14 protein-coding genes, 9 pseudogenes and 2 other annotated features are annotated in these 24,619 nt (G+C 37.4%); of the genes and pseudogenes, 11 read left to right on the forward strand and 12 right to left on the reverse strand.

Translation table 11 applies throughout. The annotated features are described in order from the left end of the window. Positions 1-592 precede the first annotated feature (592 nt). The 4 genes and pseudogenes from AC4CUZ_RS18970 to AC4CUZ_RS18985 all read left to right on the forward strand — a co-directional run bounded on the left by AC4CUZ_RS18970 (position 593) and on the right by AC4CUZ_RS18985 (position 4,883). Positions 593-1,369, forward strand: coding sequence for a ParA family protein (locus AC4CUZ_RS18970; RefSeq protein WP_004637171.1), 777 nt, complete (start codon positions 593-595; stop codon positions 1,367-1,369). A gap of 18 nt (positions 1,370-1,387) precedes the next feature. Continuing rightward, a complete protein-coding gene (locus AC4CUZ_RS18975; protein WP_000254416.1) occupies positions 1,388-2,287 on the forward strand; it encodes a ParB/RepB/Spo0J family partition protein in 900 nt (299 codons plus the stop codon). 296 nt (positions 2,288-2,583) lie between these two features. Then, positions 2,584-3,594, forward strand: a pseudogene (locus AC4CUZ_RS18980) (alkaline phosphatase); the annotation flags it as partial. A 198-nt stretch (positions 3,595-3,792) separates the two neighbouring features. Further along, positions 3,793-4,883 (forward strand): IS4-like element ISAba1 family transposase gene (locus AC4CUZ_RS18985; protein ID WP_088631513.1). Its coding sequence is split into 2 segments (ribosomal slippage): positions 3,793-4,333 and positions 4,333-4,883, totalling 1,092 coding nucleotides; the frame shifts between segments, so codons are not numbered across the junction. 11 nt (positions 4,884-4,894) lie between these two features. On the opposite strand, the pseudogene AC4CUZ_RS18990 reads toward AC4CUZ_RS18985, so the two are convergent. Together AC4CUZ_RS18990 and AC4CUZ_RS18995 are read right to left on the reverse strand one after the other, a co-directional pair. Further along, positions 4,895-5,807: pseudogene (locus AC4CUZ_RS18990) on the reverse strand (IS5 family transposase); the annotation flags it as partial. 857 nt (positions 5,808-6,664) lie between these two features. Continuing rightward, positions 6,665-7,504, reverse strand: a pseudogene (locus tag AC4CUZ_RS18995) (type II toxin-antitoxin system HipA family toxin); the annotation flags it as partial. Between the two features lie 50 nt (positions 7,505-7,554). Between AC4CUZ_RS18995 and AC4CUZ_RS19000 the strand changes: the two are divergent. From AC4CUZ_RS19000 to AC4CUZ_RS19010, 3 genes and pseudogenes are all read left to right on the forward strand, one after another. Then, positions 7,555-8,297: pseudogene (locus AC4CUZ_RS19000) on the forward strand (IS3 family transposase); the annotation flags it as partial. Then, positions 7,830-7,946, forward strand: a sequence feature (AL1L pseudoknot). (Overlaps the previous pseudogene by 117 nt.) A gap of 504 nt (positions 8,298-8,801) precedes the next feature. Further along, positions 8,802-10,043, forward strand: coding sequence for a group II intron reverse transcriptase/maturase (gene ltrA, locus AC4CUZ_RS19005; RefSeq protein ID WP_490747823.1), 1,242 nt, complete (start codon positions 8,802-8,804; stop codon positions 10,041-10,043). 79 nt (positions 10,044-10,122) lie between these two features. Next, positions 10,123-10,608, forward strand: a pseudogene (locus AC4CUZ_RS19010) (IS3 family transposase); the annotation flags it as partial. 39 nt (positions 10,609-10,647) lie between these two features. On the opposite strand, the pseudogene AC4CUZ_RS19015 reads toward AC4CUZ_RS19010, so the two are convergent. Both AC4CUZ_RS19015 and AC4CUZ_RS19020 read right to left on the reverse strand, forming a co-directional pair. Then, positions 10,648-11,031, reverse strand: a pseudogene (locus tag AC4CUZ_RS19015) (HipA N-terminal domain-containing protein); the annotation flags it as partial. 490 nt (positions 11,032-11,521) lie between these two features. Beyond that, positions 11,522-11,774, reverse strand: a pseudogene (locus AC4CUZ_RS19020) (hypothetical protein); the annotation flags it as partial. Positions 11,775-11,994: 220 nt separating this feature from the next. On the opposite strand from AC4CUZ_RS19020, the gene AC4CUZ_RS19025 reads away from it, so the two are divergent. Next, positions 11,995-12,096, forward strand: a complete 102-nt coding sequence (locus tag AC4CUZ_RS19025; RefSeq protein ID WP_419350460.1) for an AlpA family phage regulatory protein — start codon at positions 11,995-11,997, stop codon at positions 12,094-12,096. A 27-nt stretch (positions 12,097-12,123) separates the two neighbouring features. On the opposite strand, the pseudogene AC4CUZ_RS19030 reads toward AC4CUZ_RS19025, so the two are convergent. Then, positions 12,124-12,720: pseudogene (locus AC4CUZ_RS19030) on the reverse strand (putative adenosine monophosphate-protein transferase Fic). 12 nt (positions 12,721-12,732) lie between these two features. Next, on the reverse strand, positions 12,733-12,909 hold the full coding sequence (locus tag AC4CUZ_RS19035; RefSeq protein WP_490748102.1) for a YhfG family protein: 177 nt from the start codon (positions 12,907-12,909) through the stop codon (positions 12,733-12,735). A gap of 277 nt (positions 12,910-13,186) precedes the next feature. On the opposite strand from AC4CUZ_RS19035, the gene AC4CUZ_RS19040 reads away from it, so the two are divergent. Genes AC4CUZ_RS19040 through AC4CUZ_RS19050 form a run of 3 tightly spaced genes read left to right on the forward strand, consistent with a single transcriptional unit; the run spans position 13,187 to position 19,238 of the window. Beyond that, entirely contained in the window at positions 13,187-13,651 is a 465-nt protein-coding gene (locus AC4CUZ_RS19040) for a hypothetical protein (RefSeq protein WP_000911011.1), read from the forward strand. A gap of 12 nt (positions 13,652-13,663) precedes the next feature. Next, a complete protein-coding gene (locus AC4CUZ_RS19045; RefSeq protein WP_490748103.1) occupies positions 13,664-16,033 on the forward strand; it encodes a hypothetical protein in 2,370 nt (789 codons plus the stop codon). Between the two features lie 4 nt (positions 16,034-16,037). Further along, complete coding sequence (locus AC4CUZ_RS19050; RefSeq protein WP_490748104.1) at positions 16,038-19,238, forward strand: tyrosine-type recombinase/integrase; 3,201 nt, start codon at positions 16,038-16,040, stop codon at positions 19,236-19,238. 237 nt (positions 19,239-19,475) lie between these two features. On the opposite strand, the gene AC4CUZ_RS19055 is transcribed toward AC4CUZ_RS19050, so the two are convergent. From AC4CUZ_RS19055 to AC4CUZ_RS19080, 6 genes and pseudogenes are all read right to left on the reverse strand, one after another. Beyond that, positions 19,476-19,694 (reverse strand): hypothetical protein, encoded by a 219-nt coding sequence (locus tag AC4CUZ_RS19055; RefSeq protein ID WP_000550046.1) that lies wholly within the window; start codon positions 19,692-19,694, stop codon positions 19,476-19,478. 4 nt (positions 19,695-19,698) lie between these two features. Then, positions 19,699-20,994, reverse strand: coding sequence for a Y-family DNA polymerase (locus AC4CUZ_RS19060; protein ID WP_000834353.1), 1,296 nt, complete (start codon positions 20,992-20,994; stop codon positions 19,699-19,701). 14 nt (positions 20,995-21,008) lie between these two features. Continuing rightward, positions 21,009-21,635, reverse strand: coding sequence for a LexA family protein (locus AC4CUZ_RS19065; protein WP_262734968.1), 627 nt, complete (start codon positions 21,633-21,635; stop codon positions 21,009-21,011). 111 nt (positions 21,636-21,746) lie between these two features. Next, the gene (locus AC4CUZ_RS19070) at positions 21,747-22,388 is read right to left on the reverse strand and encodes an SOS response-associated peptidase (RefSeq protein ID WP_262734967.1); all 642 of its coding nucleotides are present in this window, start codon (positions 22,386-22,388) and stop codon (positions 21,747-21,749) included. A 60-nt stretch (positions 22,389-22,448) separates the two neighbouring features. Then, positions 22,449-23,189: pseudogene (locus AC4CUZ_RS19075) on the reverse strand (IS5 family transposase); the annotation flags it as partial. Positions 23,190-23,225: 36 nt separating this feature from the next. Then, positions 23,226-24,445, reverse strand: a protein-coding gene (locus AC4CUZ_RS19080) for an IS3 family transposase (protein WP_490748105.1) whose coding sequence is annotated in 2 segments (ribosomal slippage) — positions 23,226-24,169 and positions 24,169-24,445 — 1,221 coding nt in all. Because the reading frame shifts where the segments join, the coding sequence is not laid out codon by codon here. Continuing rightward, positions 24,054-24,170, reverse strand: a sequence feature (AL1L pseudoknot). It overlaps the preceding gene by 117 nt. Positions 24,446-24,619 lie beyond the last annotated feature (174 nt).

Below are 24,619 nucleotides of genomic sequence, written 5' to 3' on the forward strand. Positions count from 1 at the left end.
TAAAGTGACAAGCCTTCCACCATTCCGATATTCTTGACTATCAAACATCATATTATCAATTAAATTTTATACAAATAGTTTATCCACAGAATAAAAAACATCTAATGACAAGTCTTCCACCTTTATTTCAATAAAAACAAACTTATCAACATCACAAGCAGTTGAATTGTATTGTTTTAAATTAAAAAAACCACCTTAAAATAAATCACAATGACAAGTCTTCCACCATAGTGACATACCTTCCACTTATTGGTGACATACCTTCCACTCATTAGTGACAAACCTTCCACTTATCGGTGACAGTCCTTCCACTTATCAATGACAGGCCTTCCACTTATTAGTGACACGCCTTCCACTTTTAAAATTCTATCTATTTGTTTTTAAACAAATAAAATTTGTCTAATTATAATTAACTAATTAATACTAATTAATACTAATTAAAATTAGCTAGCTATATTTTTAAAAAAAGTTAAGAAATGTTTTTGCTACATCTTTTGAATTCAAAAGATAAAAATATGACAAATGAACTGTAGCAAGTTGCTACAAATATCTTTATATTAAATGAAATCAAAGTAAATTCCTTAAGACAAATATGTCAACTAAAATCATTGCTGTAGCTAATCATAAAGGTGGTTGCGGGAAAACAACTACTGTAGTACATCTTGCTTCAGAACTTGCTGAATTAGGAAATAAGGTCTTAGTAATTGATCTGGATCCACAAGCAAATGCAAGTTTACATATAGGATTAAGACATCCTAGCGAAGTTGAAACTACATCAGCTGAATTACTTATTGGTGATATAAGTCTATTATCGGAAGCATTAGAAGAAGAAACAAAATTTAAAAATGTTTCATTAATATATGGCTCATTAACTCTTGGTAAAACTGAAGATCAATTGAAAGATGATGCACCAAGACCAACCGAGGAACTTTCAAATAAATTGGAAATTCTAGAAGGATTATATGACTACATTCTTATTGATTGCCCTCCGAGCTTAAAATTATTAACCAGCAATGCTTTAGCGGCTTCGACACATGTTATTGTTCCAATCGAATCTGGTTCACAATACGGTCTCTATGGTGTTACTGATTTAATTAATCATTTAAGTAAAATTAGAAGAGTTAACCCTGAATTAGAACTCTTAGGTGCTTTATTAATTAAACATGATGAGCGTCAGAATGTATGTAAATTAATAAAAGATGAAGCATTTAATCAAGTTGGAGAATTATTGCATACCACAATTCCAATGAGCACTAAAGTTAATCAAGCTGCAATTTTGCAACAACCTTTATTATCTGTTGATAAAAATTCAAAAGTTCGAAAAGCTTTTGAAACTTTAGCACAAGAAATTGTTCAGCGTGTCAAATAATATAATTCTGGAAATACTATGGTAAGTAATAAAGAGATATTGGCTAAACGTCTTCAGCAAAATACTCAAAAGCATCAACATGCCCAAAAAGAGCATATTAATGATGTCAAAGAGTTAAGACGTAATGTACAAATTACAGATATTCAGGCTAGCCCTAACCAGCCTCGAAAACTCTTTAATCAACAAGATATTGAAGATTTAGCAGCATCAATTGAGGAAATTGGGCTATTACAACCAATTGCAGTTCGTAGAATAAATGATAAATATGAGTTGATTGCTGGTGAAAGACGAATGAAAGCCCACCAATTTCTCAATAAGAACACCATTGAAGTAATCATTATTGATGCATCGGATGAAGAAGTTGCTTTATTAACATTAGCTGAAAATTTAAAGCGAGAAGATCTGACAGATTATGAAATATATGTTGGATTAACTTCTTTGGATGAAAAATTAAAAAAAAATAAGCAGAAGTTAGCAAAGTCATTAGGTATGAATCGTGAAGATATGTATAAATATTTATCTTTTGAAAAATTACCTGAAGAGTTGATTGAAGATTTGGAAAAACAGCCCTCATTATTAGCACGGACCGCTGCTACAGCAGTGAAAAAGTTTCTATCAGATCATGATGAAAACCATGAAAATGCTAAAGAAGCATTATTCGAAGCATGGTCAAAATTGCTTAAAAAAGAAGTTGAACAGACAAAACTCGCATCACTAGCTGAAAAAATCTTTAAGTCAAGAGAAACGAAAGAAGTAATTCAAACTTCAATTGTACATAAAATTGAATATGATGGGAAAGTTGCTGGTAATATCAAATTTGACCATAATACATTAAAGGTATCTTTAAAAATCGGACAATTTGATGATCAAAATTTACAAGAATTAGAAGCTTTCCTAAAACGAATGTTAGAAAAATAAAGTAAAAAAAATAGTGTAGTAAGTTGCTACACTATTTTTTGCAATTAGGAAAATTTATATAAGTAGTCATAATAATATTTTCATAAATTTGTTATGTAAATTGAATATTTAAAGCGTATTTTTCGACCATCCTAAGATGAGTCGATGCAATGCTTTGGCATAAGAAAAAATTTAATAAAAAATTAATAAGTTTGGCATGCTGTAGTTTGGGCACAGTTATTTTGACGGGCTGTCAAAGTCCTGCTTTAGTTCAATCAACTTCTACTTCAGTACAACCATCAAAACAGCCTTAACGTGTGGTTTTTTTCTTGGGAGATGGAATGGGTATCACGACACTAACAGCTGCACGAATTTATACTGTTGGTGAAGATGGCCAACTGCCAGGGTCAGCATTTGTTCGTACTTTCTCAAAAGATGCACAGGTTACAGATAGCGCACCATCGATGGGGGCCTATATGACAGGTGTAAAAATGAAAAATGAAGTGATATCCATGCAGACTGGAACAATTGCAGTAGAACTAAATCAGGGCGGAAATCATCAATGTGGAACCAATCCTCAGAATCAGAATAAGCAAGACACCCAAACTTTACTCGAATTGGCCAAAGTACGAGGTTGGGGTACCGGGGTAGTCACAACAACTCGCATTACGCATGCTACACCAGCATCGACTTATGCCCATATTTGTCATCGTGATGCTGAAAATGACATAGCATCCCCATTAGTACCAAGTTCGCAAGGCGATATTTATCAGCGTTATAACGTCAAATTAAAAGATGGGGTTGATGTGATTCTAGGCGGGGGTAAGCGTCAATTTCTGCCGAAAGATCAAGGGGGAGAACGGATAGACTAACGTAATTCGATCGCAGAAATGCAACAAGCAGGCTATCGAATAGTCTATGATCAAACTCAACTCTCCCAGATGAAGTTAGGAAAGAACGAAAAATTATTGGGTTTGTTTAATACTAGCAATTTAAGTTATGACTTAAATCGAACCAAAAAAAACTTGCCTGAACCTAGCTTAAAGCAAATGACGTTGGCCGCTTTGGACATTCTAACCCAAAATAAAAATGGTTTTTTCCTGATGGTTGAAGGTGGGCGTATAGACCATGCTTTACATGACACTAATGCTAAGCGTGCATTACAGGATACGATTGCCCTAAATGAGGCTTTGGATGCAACCATTAAAAAACTTCAACAAAGTGACCCTGAATTAAAAAATACCTTGATTGTGATAACTGCAGATCATGATCACACTCTAATTTTAAATGGCTATGCCAAGCGTACCGGAAAATATGTACAAGGTCAGTAAACCAGTGTACTAGGTTTGGTTAAAAACGGCTTTGTTGCACAAATATTTAAAAATAAAATCTCCCATACCTACTCATATTTAAGTGACAACTTGGGTATGAGGGCGACCTAATTCTGTGAATTTACTCTGTACACGACAAAAATAGATAACTCATTGAAATAATGTCATAATAATTGTTTTCTAACGACGAATACTATGACACATCTCAATGAGTTATATCTTATCTTAAACAAATATCTAAAATGGAACAAGTCACATTTAAAGTGCTTTGCGCTCATCATGCTTGTGATTATTTTAAAGCAAACATGTAATCTTTCTTCTGCATCTAAAGCCTTGCCCATCAAGTGCTTACCACAATCATTTTATCGACGTATGCAGCGCTTCTTTGCAGGTCAGTATTTTGATTATCGTCAAATTTCTCAGTTGATTTTCAATATGTTTTCATTCGACCAAGTGCAACTGACTTTAGATAGAACCAATTGGAAATGGGGAAAACGAAATATTAATATCCTGATGCTCGCAATCGTTTATCGTGGAATAGCGATACCTATCCTTTGGACATTGCTTAATAAACGTGGAAATTCAGATACGAAAGAGCGTATTGCTTTGATTCAACGCTTTATAGCCATTTTTGGTAAAGACCGTATTGTGAATGTGTTCGCAGACAGAGAGTTTATCGGTGAGCAGTGGTTTACATGGTTAATTGAACAAGACATCAACTTCTGCATTCGTGTTAAAAAAACTTCATTGTCACCAATCATTTAGGAAAGAATCATAAAATTAGTGATTTATTTCGCCATCTTAAAGTTGGTCAAATTGAATGTCGTAAACGACGGATTTTGGTTGGTCGGGTGAAACTATATATAAGTGCACTACAGTTAGAAAATGGAGAGCTTTTACTCGTCGTTTCTCCTCAGTTTAATGCCAATGCTATTCAGGATTATGCATTACGCTGGGAAATTGAAACCTTATTCAGTTGTCTCAAAGGACGCGGGTTTAATCTTGAAAATACGCGCTTGACAGACCCTAGACGAGTGAAAAAATTGATTGCGGTGTTAGCTATAAGCTTCTGTTGGTGTTACTTAACGGGTGAATGGCAACATGATCAAAAAAAAGTGATAAAAATAAAGAAGCATGGACGACTCTCAATGAGTTTATTTCGCTATGGTTTAGACTATGTTCAAATGGCGATTCAGCGTTTAATTGGTTTTGGGAAAAAAGAAGAGTTTAAGGAAATTTTGGCAATTTTAAGAAGGCAGAACCCTGATAGGATAAGGGTTCTGTGAAATTTGTCGTGTACAGAGGTGAATTTATTAAAGACAGCTACGCGTGCATGAATCTCATTCACTTGACTATCAAAATTCCTTGAGCAGAGTTTATCGCCTAATAATTTAATGCAATGCATCTTGGTTTCAACCAGACTTCGCCGATGATAGCCTGACCATTTTTTACAGAGTGTCCTGCCCAAACGTTTAACCGTTCGAAGGAGTTCATTTCGCTCTCGTGAATGAGCTTTTATATCTTTCCAGGGCTTTGCATTTTTTCTAGGTGGAATCACTGCATACGCTTGCCGATCTGCAATGACCTGACGGCATCGTTTTTTGTCATAAGCACCATCTCTGTATAGACAGAATCGATTTGTTCATCTAAAGGGATTTGAGCAAGTAAGTCTTCCAGTACCTGTGAATCACTGACATTATTTGCGGTGAGTTGTACAGCACGTATTTGAAGGGTTTTAGCATCGATACTATTATGAAGCTTACGCCATTTGCGGCGATATTCAGGTCCATGTTTCTTACGCTTCCATTCACCTTCACCTAAAAACTTTAGGCCAGTAGAGTCTACGAGTAGACGGAGACCTCCACTACTTTTTTGATAGCCAATTGCAACATCGATATGCCTTTGTCTTCTGCACAGTGTGAAGTACGAATATCACTGATATTCGGGGCTGCTCAGCCACAATGCTTAATCAGACTTTGGACAAAGCCTGTGACCATACGCAAAGACAATTTAAATAAAGATTTGATCATTAAGCAGCATTGAATAGCCGTATAGGAGTAAGTTTGATTTCGTCCATGTTTTGCTTATGGATGAGCATACCATTGAGTCAAAGGATCAAACCAAATGGAAATATTGCCTCGATTAATTAAGGCGCGCTTATATGTGGACCAATTAGTTGTACGAAAGATTTTGGGTGCAGGTTTATTCATCAAGGAATTATACTGCGGAATGGCTTTGTTGCACAAACCTACCGATATAGTCCTGTCTACCCTCATAATGACATCTAGCTGTGTATCGTACATGTTGTACGCAATAGCCTGAGATTTGTGAGCTGGAAGAACTATAGCTAAATACTAAATAAATCATTACAGTAATCTTTAAACAATTTATCAATATCTTTAACTCTAAATTTATTGCGAATCATTTTTACTCGTGACCACCTTGCACGATATATCGTTCATCTATAGGATTTAAGTCCGCGCTATATTTAGGAAGCCACACAATGTAATAACACTAAATATAAAAAAAATGGAAGAATAATTCACTAAGTTATTGTTTTTAATTTGATGCTTGTTTTATATGGGGATGATAATAACTTCTGATTACTAGTTTTTACCTTAAATATACCGATTGAAATATTCATTTAAAGGCTATGAATACATGAGTTTTACAGTTTGGCTAGGTCAGCATGAGTACTTTTCGCAAGATTTAAGATCGACCATGAACGTGATTAAGTTATAGAGGATTGATGAAATAGTTTTTATGAATTTCTGGCTTTCTGGGCTGATTTTATCAAATTCATGTCTATGCAAAATTGCGACATATTTCTCGTGTTGGTAGTTATCCAGAGTTTGGTCTGCATCTATCCATAGTGCAGCCCTTTTTTTGGTGACAGTTTTTTCTTAGTGATTTTCGATCTGGATGTAGTGATTTCACGTTTGCAGAACATATCTTGGTGGTGATCCATCTAATATTCGTGATTATAAAGCGAGCTAATTCACAGGTTCTACAGATTATGTAGCGACTAACTATAAGTTGATGGTTGGCGCTTAGTTTATATTTACGCTTAGGTTTCAGTTAAAAAAATCAATATTTTGTTGAATTCGTGATTGAATCATCTCTAGGGTAGATTCTCAAATTTGATGGGGATACAGGCGCTGCGCAATTTGACTAAATTGAAGTGCAATTTCACGCATGGCCAAGATGATCTCATCGACTTCTAGAGTAGTCAGATTCGCTTCTGAAGTACCGAGTTTATGTATGTCATTTTGGGAAATATTGAGCGCTTCTCCCATAATGTCCATTTGATGATAACCACCTGGACCTTCACAGAAGGTCACATCATAGGCTGGAGCCAATTTCCATTGACCATTTTTTGCCATGAGAAAAGAAAAGTTCTTGGTATGGTCATCCCGATTATTGAAAAGTACATTAAACACAGCACGTTTAAAGGCATGCAGTCTTTGTCGCACATCTTGCGTACACATCAAGGTTTCCCGAAGAAAACTGCGATAGTCTAGGCTACCTGGAACTTTATAGTCTGCTCCAGTATATGCAGCCAAACTCTGCATTGGAATCCGCATGCCATTTTGACGGTCGAATCGTTTAGAAGCAAAAGCCATTAAACCATTGGGCAAATTAAAAAATGGTTGTCTGGAGTCTCGATTGCACAAAGTCGCAAACAATCTGCATAGACGGCTTTAATGGCGCAGACTTCAGGGTGCTCGTGCTGAGCAGGAAACTTAATCAGCCAGGCTTCATGTTGATTAGAAGCTTGAGTCGAAAACTCTAAATTGACAGGATCTCGATAAACCAATGCTTTGGGTCTGGCACCTTGGGGGGAGTCCCCCATGACCAGCAAATGTTGTAAAAATTCGCTACCTTCTCCTTTGAGGACTTCTTGGACTGAACCGTACCAGGTTTGTCGGAGAGTCAATATTCTGAGAGACTATCCCGATGACAAAATTAAAATATACCCCTGAAATCAGAGAAAGAGCGGTTCAATTACTAATTGAATCTGAAAAAGATTATCCTTCTACTTGGGCAGCAATCACAGCTATTGCTCCTAAAATCGGTTGTACTCCTGAAACACTACGTGTTTGGTATCAAAAATATTTAGATAAACAAAATCCAGTTAAAGTACAGCAGCTTTCAGACCAAGAACGTATCAAACAACTCGAACGCGAAAATAAAGAACTGCAACGCGCCAATGAGATTCTACGTAAAGCAGCCGCTTTTTTCGCCCAGGCGGAGCTCGACCGCCCACACAAATAATGGTGGATTTTATCCATAACAATAAAGATCGATATGGTGTTGAAGCGATTTGTAGAATTTTACCGATTGCAGCTTCGACCTATTATCGGGCTTTAGATCTCGTTGATAACCCAGAACATCGAGCGAAACGTGCTCTGCATGATTTACATCATGCAGAGCAAATCAAACGTATTTGGAAAGAAAGTTCAGGTCGATATGGTGTACGTAAAGTTTGGCAAAAATTGAAACGTGAGGGTTATGTTATTGCACGTTGTACAGTTGCTCGATTGATGCAAAAGCTAGGTATACAAGGTGTTTGGCGTGGTAAGAATAAACAAACTACTCGTAACCGAGATGACCAAAAACGGGCAGATGATTTAGTGAAACGTAATTTTAATGCTGATCATCCAAACCAACTATGGGTGGGTGACTTTAGTGTGCCGCAGCAAGCGGCGTAAGAGATGAGGGTATGGCCCCTCGCTATCGGCTTGCAGGAGCAGGTAGCAAACCACCATAAGCGGCTTGGATCAAAAGTCCCGGTCGTGAGCGTTATGGAAAAGGCATCGTAGAGATGTCAGGTAAGAATTAGGAAGGCGAACAACAGTGAACTGCCGTTCAAGTGTCGAAAGTACTCAAATGACATCAAAACCGGGGATGGAAGTTACCCCGCGATTAGTTTGGCCGTTACCTGCTTACGGGCCATTCGGTGTCCGGCGTAGAGGCAGCGCGATCCTAATTCAGGCTCTTACGTTGAACTGCGGGAACCTTCGGTGGCGATGTCAAGCGAAAGGCACAAGCTCAAAAGGCAAGGCTGATAATAGCAATGCGTCACCAAGGGGCGGAGCAACTCGTAGTAGTGTTGAAGTTACTGTAATGGTAATGGAGCGAAGGGGTTGCATTATCCAGGTCTACGGATTTGTCAACTGTGCAAGCAGGAGGAGCAAAACTTTATGACCAAACCATTTAATATTCCTAAAGCGTTAATCTGGGAGGCATTTAAAAAAGTCAAAGAGAATGGTGGCGCTCCAGGCGTTGATCATGAATCTATTGAGCAATTCGAAAAGCATTTAAAGAACAACCTATACAAACTATGGAATCGACTTTGTTCTGGCAGTTATTTTCCACCGCCAGTTAAGGCTGTTCCGATTCCAAAGAAGTCAGGTGGCGTGCGTATACTAGGTATTCCAACAGTTGCAGATCGAGTCGCGCAAACAGCAGTTAAGCTCTTATTAGAGCCGAAAATTGATCCATCATTTCATCCAAACTCATATGGATATCGTCCGGGGCGTTCTGCCCATGATGCAATTGCGATAGTGAGGAGACGAAGTTGGGATTATGACTGGGTTGTGGAATTTGATATCAAAGGTCTCTTTGATAACATCGACCATGATTTACTCATGCGTGCACTCAAGAAACACTGTGAAATTCCATGGATTCTTTTATATGTGCAACGTTGGTTAAAAGCACCAATGCAACACATAAATGGCCATCTTTTAGAAAGGAATCGCGGCACACCACAAGGTGGTGTTGTGAGTCCTTTATTGGCGAATTTATTTATGCATTATGCTTTTGATATGTGGATTACGAAACATCTTCAAAGTGTACGGTTCTGCCGTTATGCAGATGATGGCGTAATTCATTGTCGGAGTTTATCTCAAGCCAAACTTGTTTTACAAAAGATCGATGCACGATTTCGTGAATGTGGTCTCGAATTGCATCCAGACAAGACAAAGATTGTTTATTGCCAAGATATTAATCGTCGTAAAGCATATCCCGATGTTCAATTTACTTTTCTCGGGTACACGTTTAGGCCCCGTAAGGCTGTGGACAAGTATAAAAGAGTTTATGTAAATTTCTCTCCTGCAGTCAGTCGTGATGCACTTAAAGCAATGCGACAGACTATTCGGAAATGGCATCTACATCTGATGTGTAATCGCGAATTAAGTGATTTATCTGCAATATTCAATCCAATTCTTCAAGGTTGGCAGCAATACTATGGTCGATTCCATGGTTCAGCAATGTCAGCGATCTGGCAACACATGAATGCTTATCTTATACGCTGGATGAGGCGTAAGTATAAAAACTTGGCCCGTCATAAAAGACGGGCTAGATATGCCTTAGGGCGACTTGCGCGTGATTTTCCAAATGCCTTTGTGCACTGGAAAATGGGATGTTTACCATCGGTTGGATAATGGGAGCCGGATGAGCTGAGAGGTTCATGTCCGGTTCTGCGAGGGGCTAAGGGTGAAATTCCCTTGGTCTACTCACCCGTATATTCAAACTCATTCAGGCTGGGTATATACCGCATTTGTTATTGATGTGTTCTCACGAGCAATTGTTGGATGGAAAGTATCTACACGGATGAATACAGATATGGTGCTCGATGCATTGGAGCAAGCATTGCACGATCGAGGTATGCCTAAGAATGTGATTCATCATTCCGATAGAGGTGTTCAATATCTTTCTATTCGCTATACCAATCGTTTAGAAGCTGCAAATTTACGAGCATCAGTCGGTACAACTGGTGATTCATACGATAATGCTCTGGCTGAAACGGTGAATGGCTTATACAAAACAGAGGTGATTGAATATTTAAAAGCAGATTGGCAAGGTTTAGCAGATGTACAACTTGCGACACTAAACTGGGTAGATTGGTTCAATAAAAAGCGTGTACACAGTGCACTGGGTTATGTATCGCCTTTTGAGTTTGAAGCAATGTACTATGATAAGATTAACCCGTTAGGTCAGGTGGCCTAACTTAAATAAAAAAGTCTCCGACAAACCCGGTACGGTTCAGACCTCCTGTGCCAATTGCGGCAGGGGGATATTTTCTGAAGTTTGTATCTCTGCGACACAGGGTTCAAAGGAGAGGGCACCGATTACATGGGTGCCAATATAAGTTAGGCATTCCAAAGGGCCGATTCGTGCTGGATTCAGTCCAATTTTTCGAAAATATCGATCCATCAACAACATGTCCTAACCATCTGGTAAAGCGTCATAGACTGGACCTGAGAGTCCCATTTGATGAGTAGGAAAACCCTGTCTGAATGGTAGACCTTTTAAAGGGAGTAAGTAAGAAGAGAGCTCAACACCTCGCTGTATTGCTTCTGGGCTATATTCAAAAGCAATGTTGGGTCTACCATTGTTAGCGGCAGTTGAACTAATCAGCGTTCCCCCCAGCCAAGTTTCACCCCAACCGTTGTAATAACACTAAATATAAAAAAAATGGAAGAATAATTTATTAAATTATTGTTTTTATGTGGCTGTTAGTGATGTTATGAATAATAATAAATTTTTTCTTAAGAAATTTTACCTAAAAAAATTGATCAGATAATTTTCTTTAAATGTCATGTATACATAAATTTGACAGTTTGAAGGGATCGGTATGTGCATTTTTCACAAGGTTAAAGATCGACCATAAATGTGATAAACGGCAGGGGATCATTGAAAAATGAATGGATTTAAAAACTACATGTATGCACGGAAAAAAGTATCGCTGCGGTTCTGCTGACAGGCTGTATTGAGCATTGAATGCAAATGATGTAGTAATTGTCTACATGCTATAAGACTAGCATGATGAAGAATGAAATGTAGTTGCCAATATCTAACTTGGATTGAAAAGCATAGCGTTGTTATTCGGAGAAGTGAGGTGAGCCATCCTTCTCTTATACTTAAAATGATACTTATTCAACTGATCTCGACTCATGGGCTGGTTCCAATTAGATGGGTAATAACTTCCATCCCCTATTTTTATTACCACATTTCTTGCATTTAATCCCTTCTTTGGAGATTTGATTCAGCATCACTGTTGTCGATTGAATCAAATCAATGACATAGTTCGTTGGTGCAGGAAAAGCAGAAGAGGCTGCTTTATTGCAAAAGAGAACATTTGGATCAAATGGATTGGATTACACAAAAGCCATGATACAGCCACAGAGCAATTCACCTGCATGTAATCTGTAACATCCATTCTGGTCATCAGACGAAGATTAATCTGAAATTTAAGCACTAAACGCCATAAATCTATGTATGGGCAGACTTTTTTGAGACATATGTTGATAAACATGCGGCAAGTTACATTGCTTAAAAGTCTATCTAAGTTAACGATCTATTCAATTCTAGATAAGTAATCTGAATATTACGATCCTAAATTACCCGAAAAGTATTAAGATTTCTAAGAATCGTGTTTGTTGGTTTATTGGGGAAATTAACCAGTGGAATGAAGCAAAGATGATGGCTTATTAAGGATTGTGGGCCCCGACTACTTAAATTTTAGGTATTTTGAATAATGCATATTTCAAAAATCTGAATTAATGGATTTAAATTACCATAAAAACCTTCAACATTGGCTTGAATCCATTGTTGTTGAGAGCCAATGCGAGACCAATCAATACCATAACCAAAATGAGCAATCAGATGCTCAAAGAAAATCCGTTGTGTACGTCCATTGCCTTCACGGAATGGGTGTATGACATTAAGCTCACATTACAAGTCGGCAAGTTGAGGGATCAATTGTTGTGATGCTAAGCCTTGAAAGTACCTTTTTTCTTGAAATGGTTTAAGTAATTTATTGGTTTCAATTTCAATAAGGGAAAAATTACAAAAACGGGTGTCACCTTTGGAAATATCGATTTGTCTTAACTTTCCTGCCCAGTCGTATAAGTCGCCAAAGAGCTGCGCATGAATTGATTTTAAGTATTGTGAGTCGTAAGGTGGTTCAGCATATTCAATGAGGCTACTTGCTAATCCAGACAGTTCCAGTTCAGCTTGTTCTAAAATTTGTTCATCACGAATATTGAGTTTATTTTTTAGGATATTTGTGCCAGGGTAACAATACAGGCTGTCACCCATTTCCCCATATTTATCCATACATGCACCTGACTAAGATTCGGGTTGCGAATACTTCTTATATTTTTGCAAGATTTCAGCTTTACTCTGTTGAGTTGTTTGAGTTGTTTGAGTTGTCGTTGTAATGCCTTCAAGCTTTAGGCTGGCTTGATAGTTTTGCGAACGTGTCGCTTGAATATATTTTCTTTTCTGTTCAGTGGTTCTGAGCATTTCTAAACTCCATTGATGCTACACGTGACGTAATAAGTGTAGCAGAGAATCTTTTTGATCAATGCTGCATACACAGCATATCGAAATGTAATACAACGGTATTATTTCATGTAATAACAGAAAACTAAAAAAAATTGGAAGAATTTTTAAAATTTAGACCACCCATGATAAGTAAACCATATGTATTTGTTGATAATTGTAATTTTGAGAAAATTTAGTTGATAAATTAAATGAATTTTAATATACAAAGATATGCTCATTTTTTATATCGATAAAAATGTTAAAATTTGACTATTTAGTAAAAAATATAGAGATATTTATGGGGCAATTTATCATGCCCTTTTGCTTTGAGCGACAAAATGTTCAATTTAAGATAGTAAAAATTAACTCAGAACTACTGAAAATCAAAAAGATTAAACAGAGCCAGAAAGTAGTAGTACAAGCAAAGTTCAAAATAATCTATGTGAAAATTTGGCAAAAAATATTGCTATTAATGCAAACGGAGCCATGCTTACGTGTACATTCTAATTATGTTGCAATCTTACAGTTGATACATAATCTTGATGATTTTATCGAAAAATCACAGCAACACTTGTGCTTTGAGAGAAAAGCTCAGAAAGAGCTGGATGCTAAATTTTTTGCTAGATTTTTTAAGCTGACAAAGAGTTCAATAAAAGATCAACTTTTACCAAATTGTTCAGATCGTAATGAATTTAACCAATGCAATTTGATAAAAAATTAAGCGAAAGCGAATATGCCAAAGATTGAAACAGAAGAGCAATTCTTAGATTTAGCAGAAAAATTCCAAAAAGATTATTGTTTATTACGCAATCATGTTGTGAATACACAATTTGTCGATCTATCAGATGATTTGTATAAAGAAGTCTACGCGCTATACAAATTAGCACAACAAATTTATAGCTATATATCAGGCTCCAGACAGATCGGTAAGTATTCTTTTTTGGCTGCTTTGAGTTATTTTTCATGTCCGAATATTAGTAATACTCAAGAGTTGTCGTCTGTACGTTATTTGATTTTGCAAGCGAGTTTTTTAACATATCGGCAGTATCAAGAATTTGCAAAGATTGATAAAGCTGAGAATAAGCAAAAACATGTTTGTGATCTCTTTCGCTATGTATCACGATATGTTCTGGATTCTAATCATGCTGAATTATTTCAAGAATGCAGTGAGCTACTAAATCGCTATGTCACGTACGAACGTAATTTGAAAAAAGAGGATCGTAATCAACTTTTTAATATTAAAGATTTCAAACAAGTACAAGTCATAGAGTATTTATCGGCTCTATTAATAATTTTTAAAAGACTAGATGATCGTCGTGTAGTTCATCGTCAGCGTAAGTCAAAAAAAAGCAAAGTTTTGGAATGGCCAACTAAAAATGAACTCAAAAAATTTCGTGAAGTAAAATCAGGTAAGCATGAAGATATCGGACATAACGCAAAGATCAGTTTTTATGATGCCTCTCTTTACAAAGATGAAGATGGTGAAATTGAGTTATTGGACACTGAAGTAGAATTATACTCTGAAGATGAAAAAACTAAAAATTTTAATCATTTAATTAGTGATTATGCTGCGTATTACACGCGGCATCGCCAACGCCGTCATGCGCCATTTATTACAAATCCACATTATTTGGCGCCAGATATACTGAAGCAAATTGTTTATGTGCTAAGAGATGAATTATCAGGACAACCGAGGAATGCGGCGATCGCTGCTGCCTGTTTATTGTCTTTATTGACGGGATTATCACCCGTTGCACTGATGGATTTTAATGACCTTATTCAGGAGGGTACGTTGATTCAAAATGGTTCAAGTAGACGTCGCGAATATTTACTCAAATTAAATCTTAATATTACAGAGCAGAAGATTAAGAGCTTAAATGATGAGCGATGGAATGAAGTGATGACACATCAACTACATTTACCTTCTGCTTGGTTTGACTATATAGAACAAGCATCGAATCCAATAATTTCTTCAACAGACATTAATACAAAACTTAAGAATTGGCTTGATAATCGGTTTGTAGGTTCGATCACTGTTGAAAAACTGCAGGCTCAATTATATTTTCATATATATTATGAAACATATAATGAATATCTAGCTCATGTAATTGCTGGGCGGGATAGTCAGCATCACATGCCTGGTATCTATTATGGAGGGCTACCGAAAGCTCAACTCAGTAGCACATATCTAGCCTTTTTAGAAAAAGCACTTACACCACATTCCACACATTTTACTGAAGACACGGCTGAACTAAAAATATTGCAACAACAATTCAAAGTGCAATCTGCATTATCAATAGAAAGGATAGGGAGCCAACTGGCACTTGAACCCAATTTTGTGAAAGAGCAATTTGATATTTTACATAGGCATTGTCAGGAAAGTGTTCAAAAAGATCAACATATCATTAATCAACTGAATGCATACGCATGTTGGATGTGGCATATCAGCTTGTTGAGTTTGGCAAGTCGGCCTAAAAAAAATCTGTTGGGGAATTTGGATGATTATTGTGTTGAGCTTAAGCTTTTATATGTAAACGATAAAAGAAATAGTAAAGCAAGAAAAGATGGTCGTTTTATCCCATTATCTGATTTTTTCATAAAAACACTGCAAAATTACACAGTCTTTTTAGAACAAATTATTGAAGCGTACGGTTCGTTTTTTAGACAAGTCTTTGCAAAGAAAATTACTGTAAATGATCTTTTTGGCAAGTTCATTGATAGTAAAGATATCTTGCCGATAACTGTCAAAGAGTGGCAGAGCAGAAAAATTAAGTTAATCCCTTTATCTCGAAACTGGGTAAATTTATATATGGAAGGAATCTTTCCAAAGAATATGTATTCGAATTGGTTACGTCATTTTGATATGAATTTTTTGATGTATGCAGAAGAAAAAGAAGAAAAAGAAGAAAAAGAAGAAAAAAAAGAAGAAAAAACTGCTTTAGCATTCCATTTAATACAGGCTCTTTATGGTCATGATCAACGTGACCGAGAGGCTTTTCATCCGCATTCTTCACTTATTCCGAATGTCTATGTACAGCAAGCCCGCCAGCAATTGCAAGATAATGTCAAATTTTTATCGATTAAACACTTAGAGCGAAAATAGTTGTATGCAAAAAATCAAAGAACTAATAAAACCGCAACTAGATGATCTATTTGTTGATATTCATAAATTGGTGAAAAAGTCGCTAGATAGACAGCCTTCTTCACCTGAAGTATTGACGAAAGACATGCAGCAAAAACTTGATCAGCAGATCGCTGAAAAATGGCATGACATTAAAGATAGTGTTGATTATTTGAGTCAAAAGTTGAGCCGAGACGAACAATCAAAACTGATGCAATTTACTGAAGATGAATTTAATAAAAGAAGGAGGCAATTCAACCAGAATGTAGATAAAAAATCATACAGAATTAAGCTAAATCCACATACGAAACGGATAGTACTGCCTAGAAAAATTGAGAGTACAGAGTCACGATTAAAACACGGGCATCTACATATTCTGGTAGTCAAGGAATTAAGGCAGTATTGGCAAGATTCATTTGAATATTGGGATGAACCGAAGTACTTATGGGGAAATTTATGCTTAAGTTTTATATATATTTCAGGCTGTGCAGATGAACAGCATTTGATTACTATTCAGAAACAATTGCAGGATGCCATTGAGCTTGGTACAGATCTGAATTGTTTTCGGTTATACCATTCTGATTATCAAAAGATCACTAATCCATTGTTACTACATTATCGTGTTGAAAACTCTCAATATGGCAACGATGTAGAACAGGGAAAGTTGTACCAATGGAAACATGTTTTTTTTAACCCATATGCGCAGTTCATTTTACAATATTTAAAAAAGTTGAAAGCCACTCAGAAAGAATTTCGTCTGCAACATTCAGTTGAAGATTGTATTTTAGAAAGCTTGAGTAAGATAGGCAGGAAAAAAAGTCTTGGGGATCTGCAATATCAAATTAAACGCCGTGGATTTCGTGCATTTAATGATGTGCAAATGGTACTCGAATTTAATCCAAACCTTAGCCTAGATATATTTTTGAGTAATGTGCTTCAGCAAGAGATTAATACTGTCGCTTTAAGGCCATCCGAATTTAGATTGCTGTGGAATAATGATTACAATCAAGTCACAGAACAAGAGAGTCGCCCTATTCATTTTGAACAAGAGCAGTTACATCCGGAAGTTCCGACTGCTCAAAGCAAATTACAAACGATTCCGTATGAGTTGATGTTGTTTGATCAAAAGAAACGTAAAGGTCAAAAAGTTGAGCGTTTAGATAAAAAGAGGAATAAAGAAGAACGCACGCTACGTTTTTGGCAAGAAACCAGAAGGGTGTTAGAGGAGAAGATAGTTGATGCTAATACGGAGGAAAAGTCTTTAATTGATGCTCAACTACGCTTAATTGAATGGTTAATGCATTTAAAAAAACGAGGGCTTCAATTATCAACTATTGAAAGCTACTTAGGATCGTTTGGTAAAGAATTTATATTTGAGATTTGGCTCAATAAATTAGATTTAAAGCAACAATCCATTGATGATTATGAAGATTTATATCGACAGTTGTTGAAATATAGCAGTGAACGAGATGCACAAGCAACTCAACGTGAAGCTGTTAAAGGAAAAACCTCTCGTAAGATGCACCAAACAGCAGAATACCGTTTTGGTCGCCTAAAAGATTTTCATCAATTTTGTATAGAGAATTTTGATGCACCAGAGGTATTGGTGTTACAGAATTCAAGTTTTAAGCATTTACAAATTTGCAATGCACGCCTAGTAAGCCCTTTGTTATTTGGCAAGCTATTGGAAAAACTAGAACATTTAAGTCAAGAGCCAACGGCATCAGAGTGGGTCGATCATCTGAGTTGTTTAAAGCTGATGTATTTACTGAGTTATAGAACTGGACTCCGATTAAATGAAGTTCGTTGTCTTAAAATACAAGATATTATTTGCCCAGAGTTACTTTGTAAAGAAAAAGAAAATACAGCTTTTAATAATATCACGCTTCATATTCAGAACAATTCATATCGCCGTCTGAAAACGCAAAGTGCAAATCGTCAAATACCTTTGAAAATTGCATTGTCAGAACATGAGTTTTTAGTAGTACAACGTTACATACAACATCGTTATGAGCAATATTTGGTTAATCAGCAGGATGATCTACTTTTTAGTGTGAATCATCGTGTATTAACTGATCAATGTATCAGCAAAATTACAGTAGATTTGTTTAGTCAAATATTAGGTATGCATCATGGTTTTAGTTTTCATACATTACGCCACAGTGCTGCTAACTATCTAGCAATAACTTTGCTCGGTTCAAAAGAAATGATCAAGACCTACACAGATTGTCCTTGGGTAAAAGCAAAAAAGATGAGGGATTTATTGTTTGGTATGAAAGCACGTGCTCAAGAAGAGATTATTCAACATAAATGGCAGGTGCTCGCCTCTTGGATGGGGCATAGCAGTATTGAGCAAACGGCTTCAAATTACCTTCATGTTTTGGATTTATTAGCAGTCGATCGAATTTATAATTCGCCGTGTATCATTTCAAAAAAAGTATTAGAACAGTGTTTTAGTCCAGTGAAGTCAAGTACAGACTATATAAACCTAAATCGTTATACTCAGCAGCAGAAATGGTTTAATTCTTATCAGCAAACACAGCCAGTTACGATGGCTGGCCGACAAGAAAAGAAGTTTAGTATAGAGAAGAGTACTCTGACACCTTTTCAACGTTTGATAAGTTTTAGAGAAGGTCGTTTAAGCGAAGATACTCAAGCTCAAGAATGGATGCAACGATGTCAATGGATGAGCAATAAATGGATGGATCGCCAAAAATTTAATTTAAAAACGAATTATGTTTATAGTAAGAATTTAGAAGAGAGTTGGTTTGATGAACTTTACGAAAAGGCTAAAAAACTGACTCGTCAAGATGAAATAATTCCTCTCCTTGATTTTCATTATAAAGATGATAGGCAGCAAGATGCACTGAAAGAAAAGAACATGTTTAAGGCACTTAAAATATTATTATTACTTGGAAAACTGCGTAAGAATTTTCTACATTTTCAATGCCGAATGAAAGGTGATGAGCAACAAATTGTTAATTTTATTACTGGTATAGAGCCAATGTTAGGAGATCATCTGTATTTAGAAAAACAAAACTACCCAGTTAATTTGGGTGCTCCTGAGCGAACCGTTAAATTTAGTTTTCAAAGAGTTGTCGGTTCTAACAAAAAAAATGTTACTCCGCTGGTTATATTTAATTTAATGTTAAAAATGATGCAAGAAGATGAACTCTGGATCAAATAGCCTAAGCATCTTAAAAAGGGGAAATTTAAAAGCTTTAGCATCACAGTTTCGTCACTGGATTTTAGACACTAGTGTAAATTGGTAAATCGCTGAGCTAAAGTGTTGTAGTCCAAACTCGATATGACAGTTACCCATTTTATAGTGTGCCTGTCAGGTTAAATTTGAGCTAAATTATTCTCAGCCCAAATCCGCTTCCAATCAAATAATGATTCAAGTGGCGTGCCGCCTCTGCTCAATCTAATTCACAGTACCTAAAACAGGTATCAACTTCGGCCCAGCCATTCTCGCTTTGCTAATGATATCCACCAGCTCATAATAAGTCAGTTCAAACTTATCATCACTATCAAAAACATAAACCATGTTCTTGCCTTCATGTTCTTGCGGAGTAGGTGGTACAAATCGTTTCGGGATTAGGAGTTGAGTAATTTGTTCGTCAGTTAATTTAAATAAGTGCATGTTTTTATCCTACTCTAGGTAAGTCAGACCATTTTGTTAAATACGATGGTGATCTAAGGTTTTGATTCATGTGCCATGAGGCTTCTTGATTGTTGGCAATGCCTAGCGTAACGAGATTCTTCCCAAACCGTTCACTGATGGCTTCAATAACATCTGAAAGTTTTTCGCGCTCTTGCTTATGCGAATAGTCCGTGAATAGATCAGGCACAAATTTGGATTTATCCTTAATTTCTAAAAGTACGATTCCTGCCTTTTTATACTTAAAACCCTTCTTAAATATCTGATCGATACCTTTCATTGCAGCCTTGGTGATAAGTAACCAGTCGTCTGTATGCTCATGCATCTGAACTACGGTGTATGGAGTGTAACGCTCAGTCTTATCAAATCGACTGGTTTGAATATAAACCCCAATCATCTTGCAGATTGAGCCATCATCACGCATTCGCTTTACTGCTCTGGCTACATAGAGTCGCACCGAAGCCTTTAGATCATCCACTTCATACACAGGGCTGCCATATGAACGGCTGCTGATAATCTGCTTTTTGGCTACTGCATCATCAGTCAGGTCGATACAAGACAAACCCTGTAACTCAAGTACTGTCTTTTCCATGACGATGCTGAATTGCTTTTTAATTTCTTTAGGATTGGCGTTAATCAGATCTAGAACAGACTGGATGCCCATAGCATTGAGTTTCTTGCAGTTCTGCCTGCCGACTCCCCAAACATCAGATACATCGACTTGCGCCAGTAAAGTCTCAGCAGAGCACTGGTCCATATGAACTAAATTACACACGCCACCAAAATACTTGTTCTTCTTGGCTAAATGATTGGCAATCTTGGCTTCAGTTTTAGAGCGACCGATTCCAATACAGCAGGGTAGGCCTAACCATTGGAATGCTTTAGTTCTCATATCTTGCGCATATTCTGTCAGGTCAAATAAGTGCTCATACGTTGTGAGCTTTAGGAAGCATTCGTCAATTGAATAGACTTCTTGCTCTCCAGGTGCAACATAACTCCCGAGAAGCTCCATAAAGCGTCTGGACATTTCACCATACAGAGAGAAATTACTCGAGAGAACCTGAATGTTATGTTGTTTGATCAAATCCTGAATCTGAAATACAGGAACCCCCATCTTTATACCTAAGTCTTTTGCTTCTTGGCTTCTTGCCACGGCACAGCCATCGTTGTTGCTGAGCACAATGGTTGGGCAATCATTTAGGGCAGGGTTAAACACACGTTCACACGAGACGTAGCAATTATTCACGTCAACTAACGCGAATATTTCATTTTCACTTTTCATGGTTATTCTTCTTTTTATGAGCGGTGATGAATACGCTTTAGGTTAAAAGTCACTACACCCCAAACAGATATCGTCTGACTGTCATCGGGAATGATGTGATTGTAGTTAGGGTTTTCAGCTTTCAACCAAAGTTCTGGAAGCGGATAATTATCATCGCCAAATATCTCTTTGATTTCAGATTTTGACATCTTATTGGTAATCATCAACCGTTTAATGGTCGAGGCACTATTATCAATTAGGGCAACGACGATATCGTAATGTTTGGCTTCAATACTGCGATCGACAATGATTGGATCGTTGATCTCAAAACCTGCATCGAGCATGGATTCACTGTCTACATAAGCAATGAACGTAGAAATCGGGTTGTGAATCAGGAACTCATTTAGATCAAGCGCTTTGTCTTGTTCATCCTTGGTACTGAAGGCTGGACCTGCAGGTATGCGCTCTAGAGAGACGGGAATTGAGACTTTGGATTTGGGTAGAACTGCAGTAAGCCCTAACTGCGCAATCAGTTCATTTTGAACAGCGATTTGTTCCAGTACGGTATTGATGGTAGGGCTTGGCTTACCCTCTGGACCCATGAGCTCTTGCAAAGATGACCATGCGTCGTCAGAGAAGTAGATAGGCAACTTCTTAGACATGTGATACTCCTACGCTACGAGGCGTGTTTGGAAGTAGAATTTGTCTAAATAGGATATTACTAACAACGTTTGAAAATCAAATTTAAAAAGTTGTGGATAAACAAGGATGCGTCAGAATAAGACGTTTTGTTTCTGCTCATCGCGTGGAAAAGTGATGAATTCATCGGGCATTTGAAAAAAATATTCATGCGCGTGTTCATGATCTGCAGTCAGCCAGTCTTTTCTGTACTGCTCTGGAATAACGATGATGGAGCGTTTTTCATCCTTCGGTGCATGGAATTGCTTCATGAAGGGGTGATGATCCGAATTGATGGTCAACATTGAAAAGGAACGTACCTTATTGCCATCAATCACCGCATCATCATAGATCCCTGCAACCGTGAAAGGCTGATCATCTTTACGCTTGATGGTGTACCAGTATGGCTTGCCATTGATGTATTTGGGTTCGTAGAACTCTTGCACAGGGACTAGGCAGAACTTGCTGTATTTCCATGCGTGTCGAAAGCTGGGCTTATCAACTACAGACTCGGTACGTGCATTATAAGTGTGGCTGCTAAATTTCAATTCTTTCGCCCAACTCGGAAGTAATCCAAACTTTGCGATATCAAGCTTTAAGTGTTCTGAGCCATTCAAGATGATTGGAGCGTGATAAGAAGAAAAGACATGATCCTTAAGCTCAAGATCGAACTGGCTAGTATCGACACCCAAGAGGGTCAAATTTCTTTTACTTGGAAATAAGTAATTTGAGCACATGATTATACTACCTTTAAGTGTTGCCAACGGTATTTTAAAATTGCCCCCTTTGATCTCTTATTAAGTTTCAACCAAACTTCGACGGTGATAACCAGACCACTTTTTCCAAAGCGATCTGCCTAGCCGTTTGACTGTCTTTAATAATTCGTTCCGCTCTATAGACCTCGCTTGCTGATCCTTCCAAGGCTTTGCATTCTTTCTAGGTGGAATGATCGCATGTGCATCTCGATCTAAAATGACTTGTCGGCAGTGCTTTGTGTCATAAGCACCATCTGTATAAACAGAATCAATTGGTTCATCCAAGGGAATTTGAGCAAGTAAATCTTCGAGTACTTGAGAATCACTGACATTATTTGTGGTGAGTTGTACTGCACGTATTTGCAGGGTTTTAGCATCTATAGCAATGTGAAGCTTACGCCATTGGCGACGATATTCAGCCCCATGTTTCTTGCGTTTCCATTCACCTTCACCAAGAAACTTCAAACCAGTAGAGTCCACGAGTAGATGCAGTCCATCACTACTTTTTTGATAGCTAATCGCAATATCAATATGCTTTTGTCTACGACAAAGGGTGGAATAATCCGGAGCTGTCCAATCTAATCCAGAGAGTTTAATCAGACTTTGAACAAAACCTGTGACCATACGTAAAGAGAGTCGGAATAGTAATTTGATCATTAAGCAGCATTGAATCGCTGTATCGGAGTAGGTTTGATTTCGACCTTGCTTGCCTTGTGATTGTGCATACCACTGAGTCTTTGGATCAAGCCAAATGGAAATATTACCTCGGTTAATTAAGGCTTGAACCGTACCGGGTTTGTCGGAGACTTTTTATTTAAGTTAGGCCACCTGACCTAACGGGTTAATCTTATCATAGTACATTGCTTCAAACTCAAAAGGCGATACATAACCCAGTGCACTGTGTACACGCTTTTTATTGAACCAATCTACCCAGTTTAGTGTCGCAAGTTGTACATCTGCTAAACCTTGCCAATCTGCTTTTAAATATTCAATCACCTCTGTTTTGTATAAGCCATTCACCGTTTCAGCCAGAGCATTATCGTATGAATCACCAGTTGTACCGACTGATGCTCGTAAATTTGCAGCTTCTAAACGATTGGTATAGCGAATAGAAAGATATTGAACACCTCTGTCAGAATGATGAATCACATTCTTAGGCATACCTCGATCAAGCAATGCTTGCTCCAATGCATCGAGCACCATATCTGTATTCATGCGTGTCGATACCTTCCATCCAACAATTGCTCGTGAGAACACATCAATAATAAAGGCGGTATAGACCCAGCCTGAATTTGTTTGAATATACGTAAAGTCACTCATCCACAGTTGGTCAGGATGATCAGCAGTAAAATTACGTTTCACTAAATCATCTGCTCTTTTTTGATCATCTCGGCTACGGGTGGTTTGTTTGTTCTTACCTCGCCAAACACCTTGTATACCTAGCTTCTGCATCAATCGAGCAACTGTACAACGTGCGATAACATAACCTTCACGTTTCAATTGTTGCCAGACCTTACGCACACCATATCGACCTGAACTTTCTTTCCAAATTCGTTGAATTTGTTCAGCATGATGCTCATCATGTAGATCTCGTTTCGCTCGATGTTCTGGATTGTCAGCGAGATCTAAAGTTCGGTAATAGGTTGAAGCTGCGATCGGTAAAATCCTACAAATCGCATCAACACCATATAAGTCTTTATTGTTATGGATGAAATCCACCATTATTTGTGTGGGCGGTCGAGCTCCGCCTGGGCGAAAAAAGCGGCTGCTTTACGTAGAATCTCATTGGCACGCTTTAATTCTTTAATTTCACGTTCCATTTGCTTCATTTTTTCTTGATCAGATATCTGTTGTACTTTAATAGGATTTTGCTGATCTAAATGCTTTTGATGCCAGGCACGAAGTGTTTCAGGAGTACAACCAATCTTAGGCGCAATTGCTGTGATTGCAGCCCAAGTAGAAGGATAATCTTTTTCAGATTCAATCAATAATTGAACCGCTCTTTCTCTGATTTCAGGGGTATATTTTAATTTTGTCATCGGGGTAGTCTCTCAGAATATTGACTCTCCGACAAACCCGGTACGGTTCAGCTCGGTTATAGGATGACCAATTGGTTGTACGGTAGATTTTAGAGGCAGGCTTATTCATTTTGAAATTATATTGCTGAATAAGCTTTTGATGCTAGGTTTGTGCAACAAAGCCATTATAAGATG

It is taken from the genome of Acinetobacter sp. 789_lipA, from assembly GCF_058242845.1.

Coding starts and splice junctions, on each gene's coding strand:
- AC4CUZ_RS19070 (WP_262734967.1), bottom strand. CDS start 22,388: ATGTGCTCAAATTACTTATTTCCAAGTAAAAGAAATTTGACCCTCTTG.
- AC4CUZ_RS19040 (WP_000911011.1), top strand. CDS start 13,187: ATGTTAAAATTTGACTATTTAGTAAAAAATATAGAGATATTTATGGGG.
- AC4CUZ_RS19050 (WP_490748104.1), top strand. CDS start 16,038: ATGCAAAAAATCAAAGAACTAATAAAACCGCAACTAGATGATCTATTT.
- ltrA (WP_490747823.1), top strand. CDS start 8,802: ATGACCAAACCATTTAATATTCCTAAAGCGTTAATCTGGGAGGCATTT.
- AC4CUZ_RS19035 (WP_490748102.1), bottom strand. CDS start 12,909: ATGCTCAGAACCACTGAACAGAAAAGAAAATATATTCAAGCGACACGT.
- AC4CUZ_RS19045 (WP_490748103.1), top strand. CDS start 13,664: ATGCCAAAGATTGAAACAGAAGAGCAATTCTTAGATTTAGCAGAAAAA.
- AC4CUZ_RS18975 (WP_000254416.1), top strand. CDS start 1,388: ATGGTAAGTAATAAAGAGATATTGGCTAAACGTCTTCAGCAAAATACT.
- AC4CUZ_RS19060 (WP_000834353.1), bottom strand. CDS start 20,994: ATGAAAAGTGAAAATGAAATATTCGCGTTAGTTGACGTGAATAATTGC.
- AC4CUZ_RS19065 (WP_262734968.1), bottom strand. CDS start 21,635: ATGTCTAAGAAGTTGCCTATCTACTTCTCTGACGACGCATGGTCATCT.
- AC4CUZ_RS18970 (WP_004637171.1), top strand. CDS start 593: ATGTCAACTAAAATCATTGCTGTAGCTAATCATAAAGGTGGTTGCGGG.
- AC4CUZ_RS19055 (WP_000550046.1), bottom strand. CDS start 19,694: ATGCACTTATTTAAATTAACTGACGAACAAATTACTCAACTCCTAATC.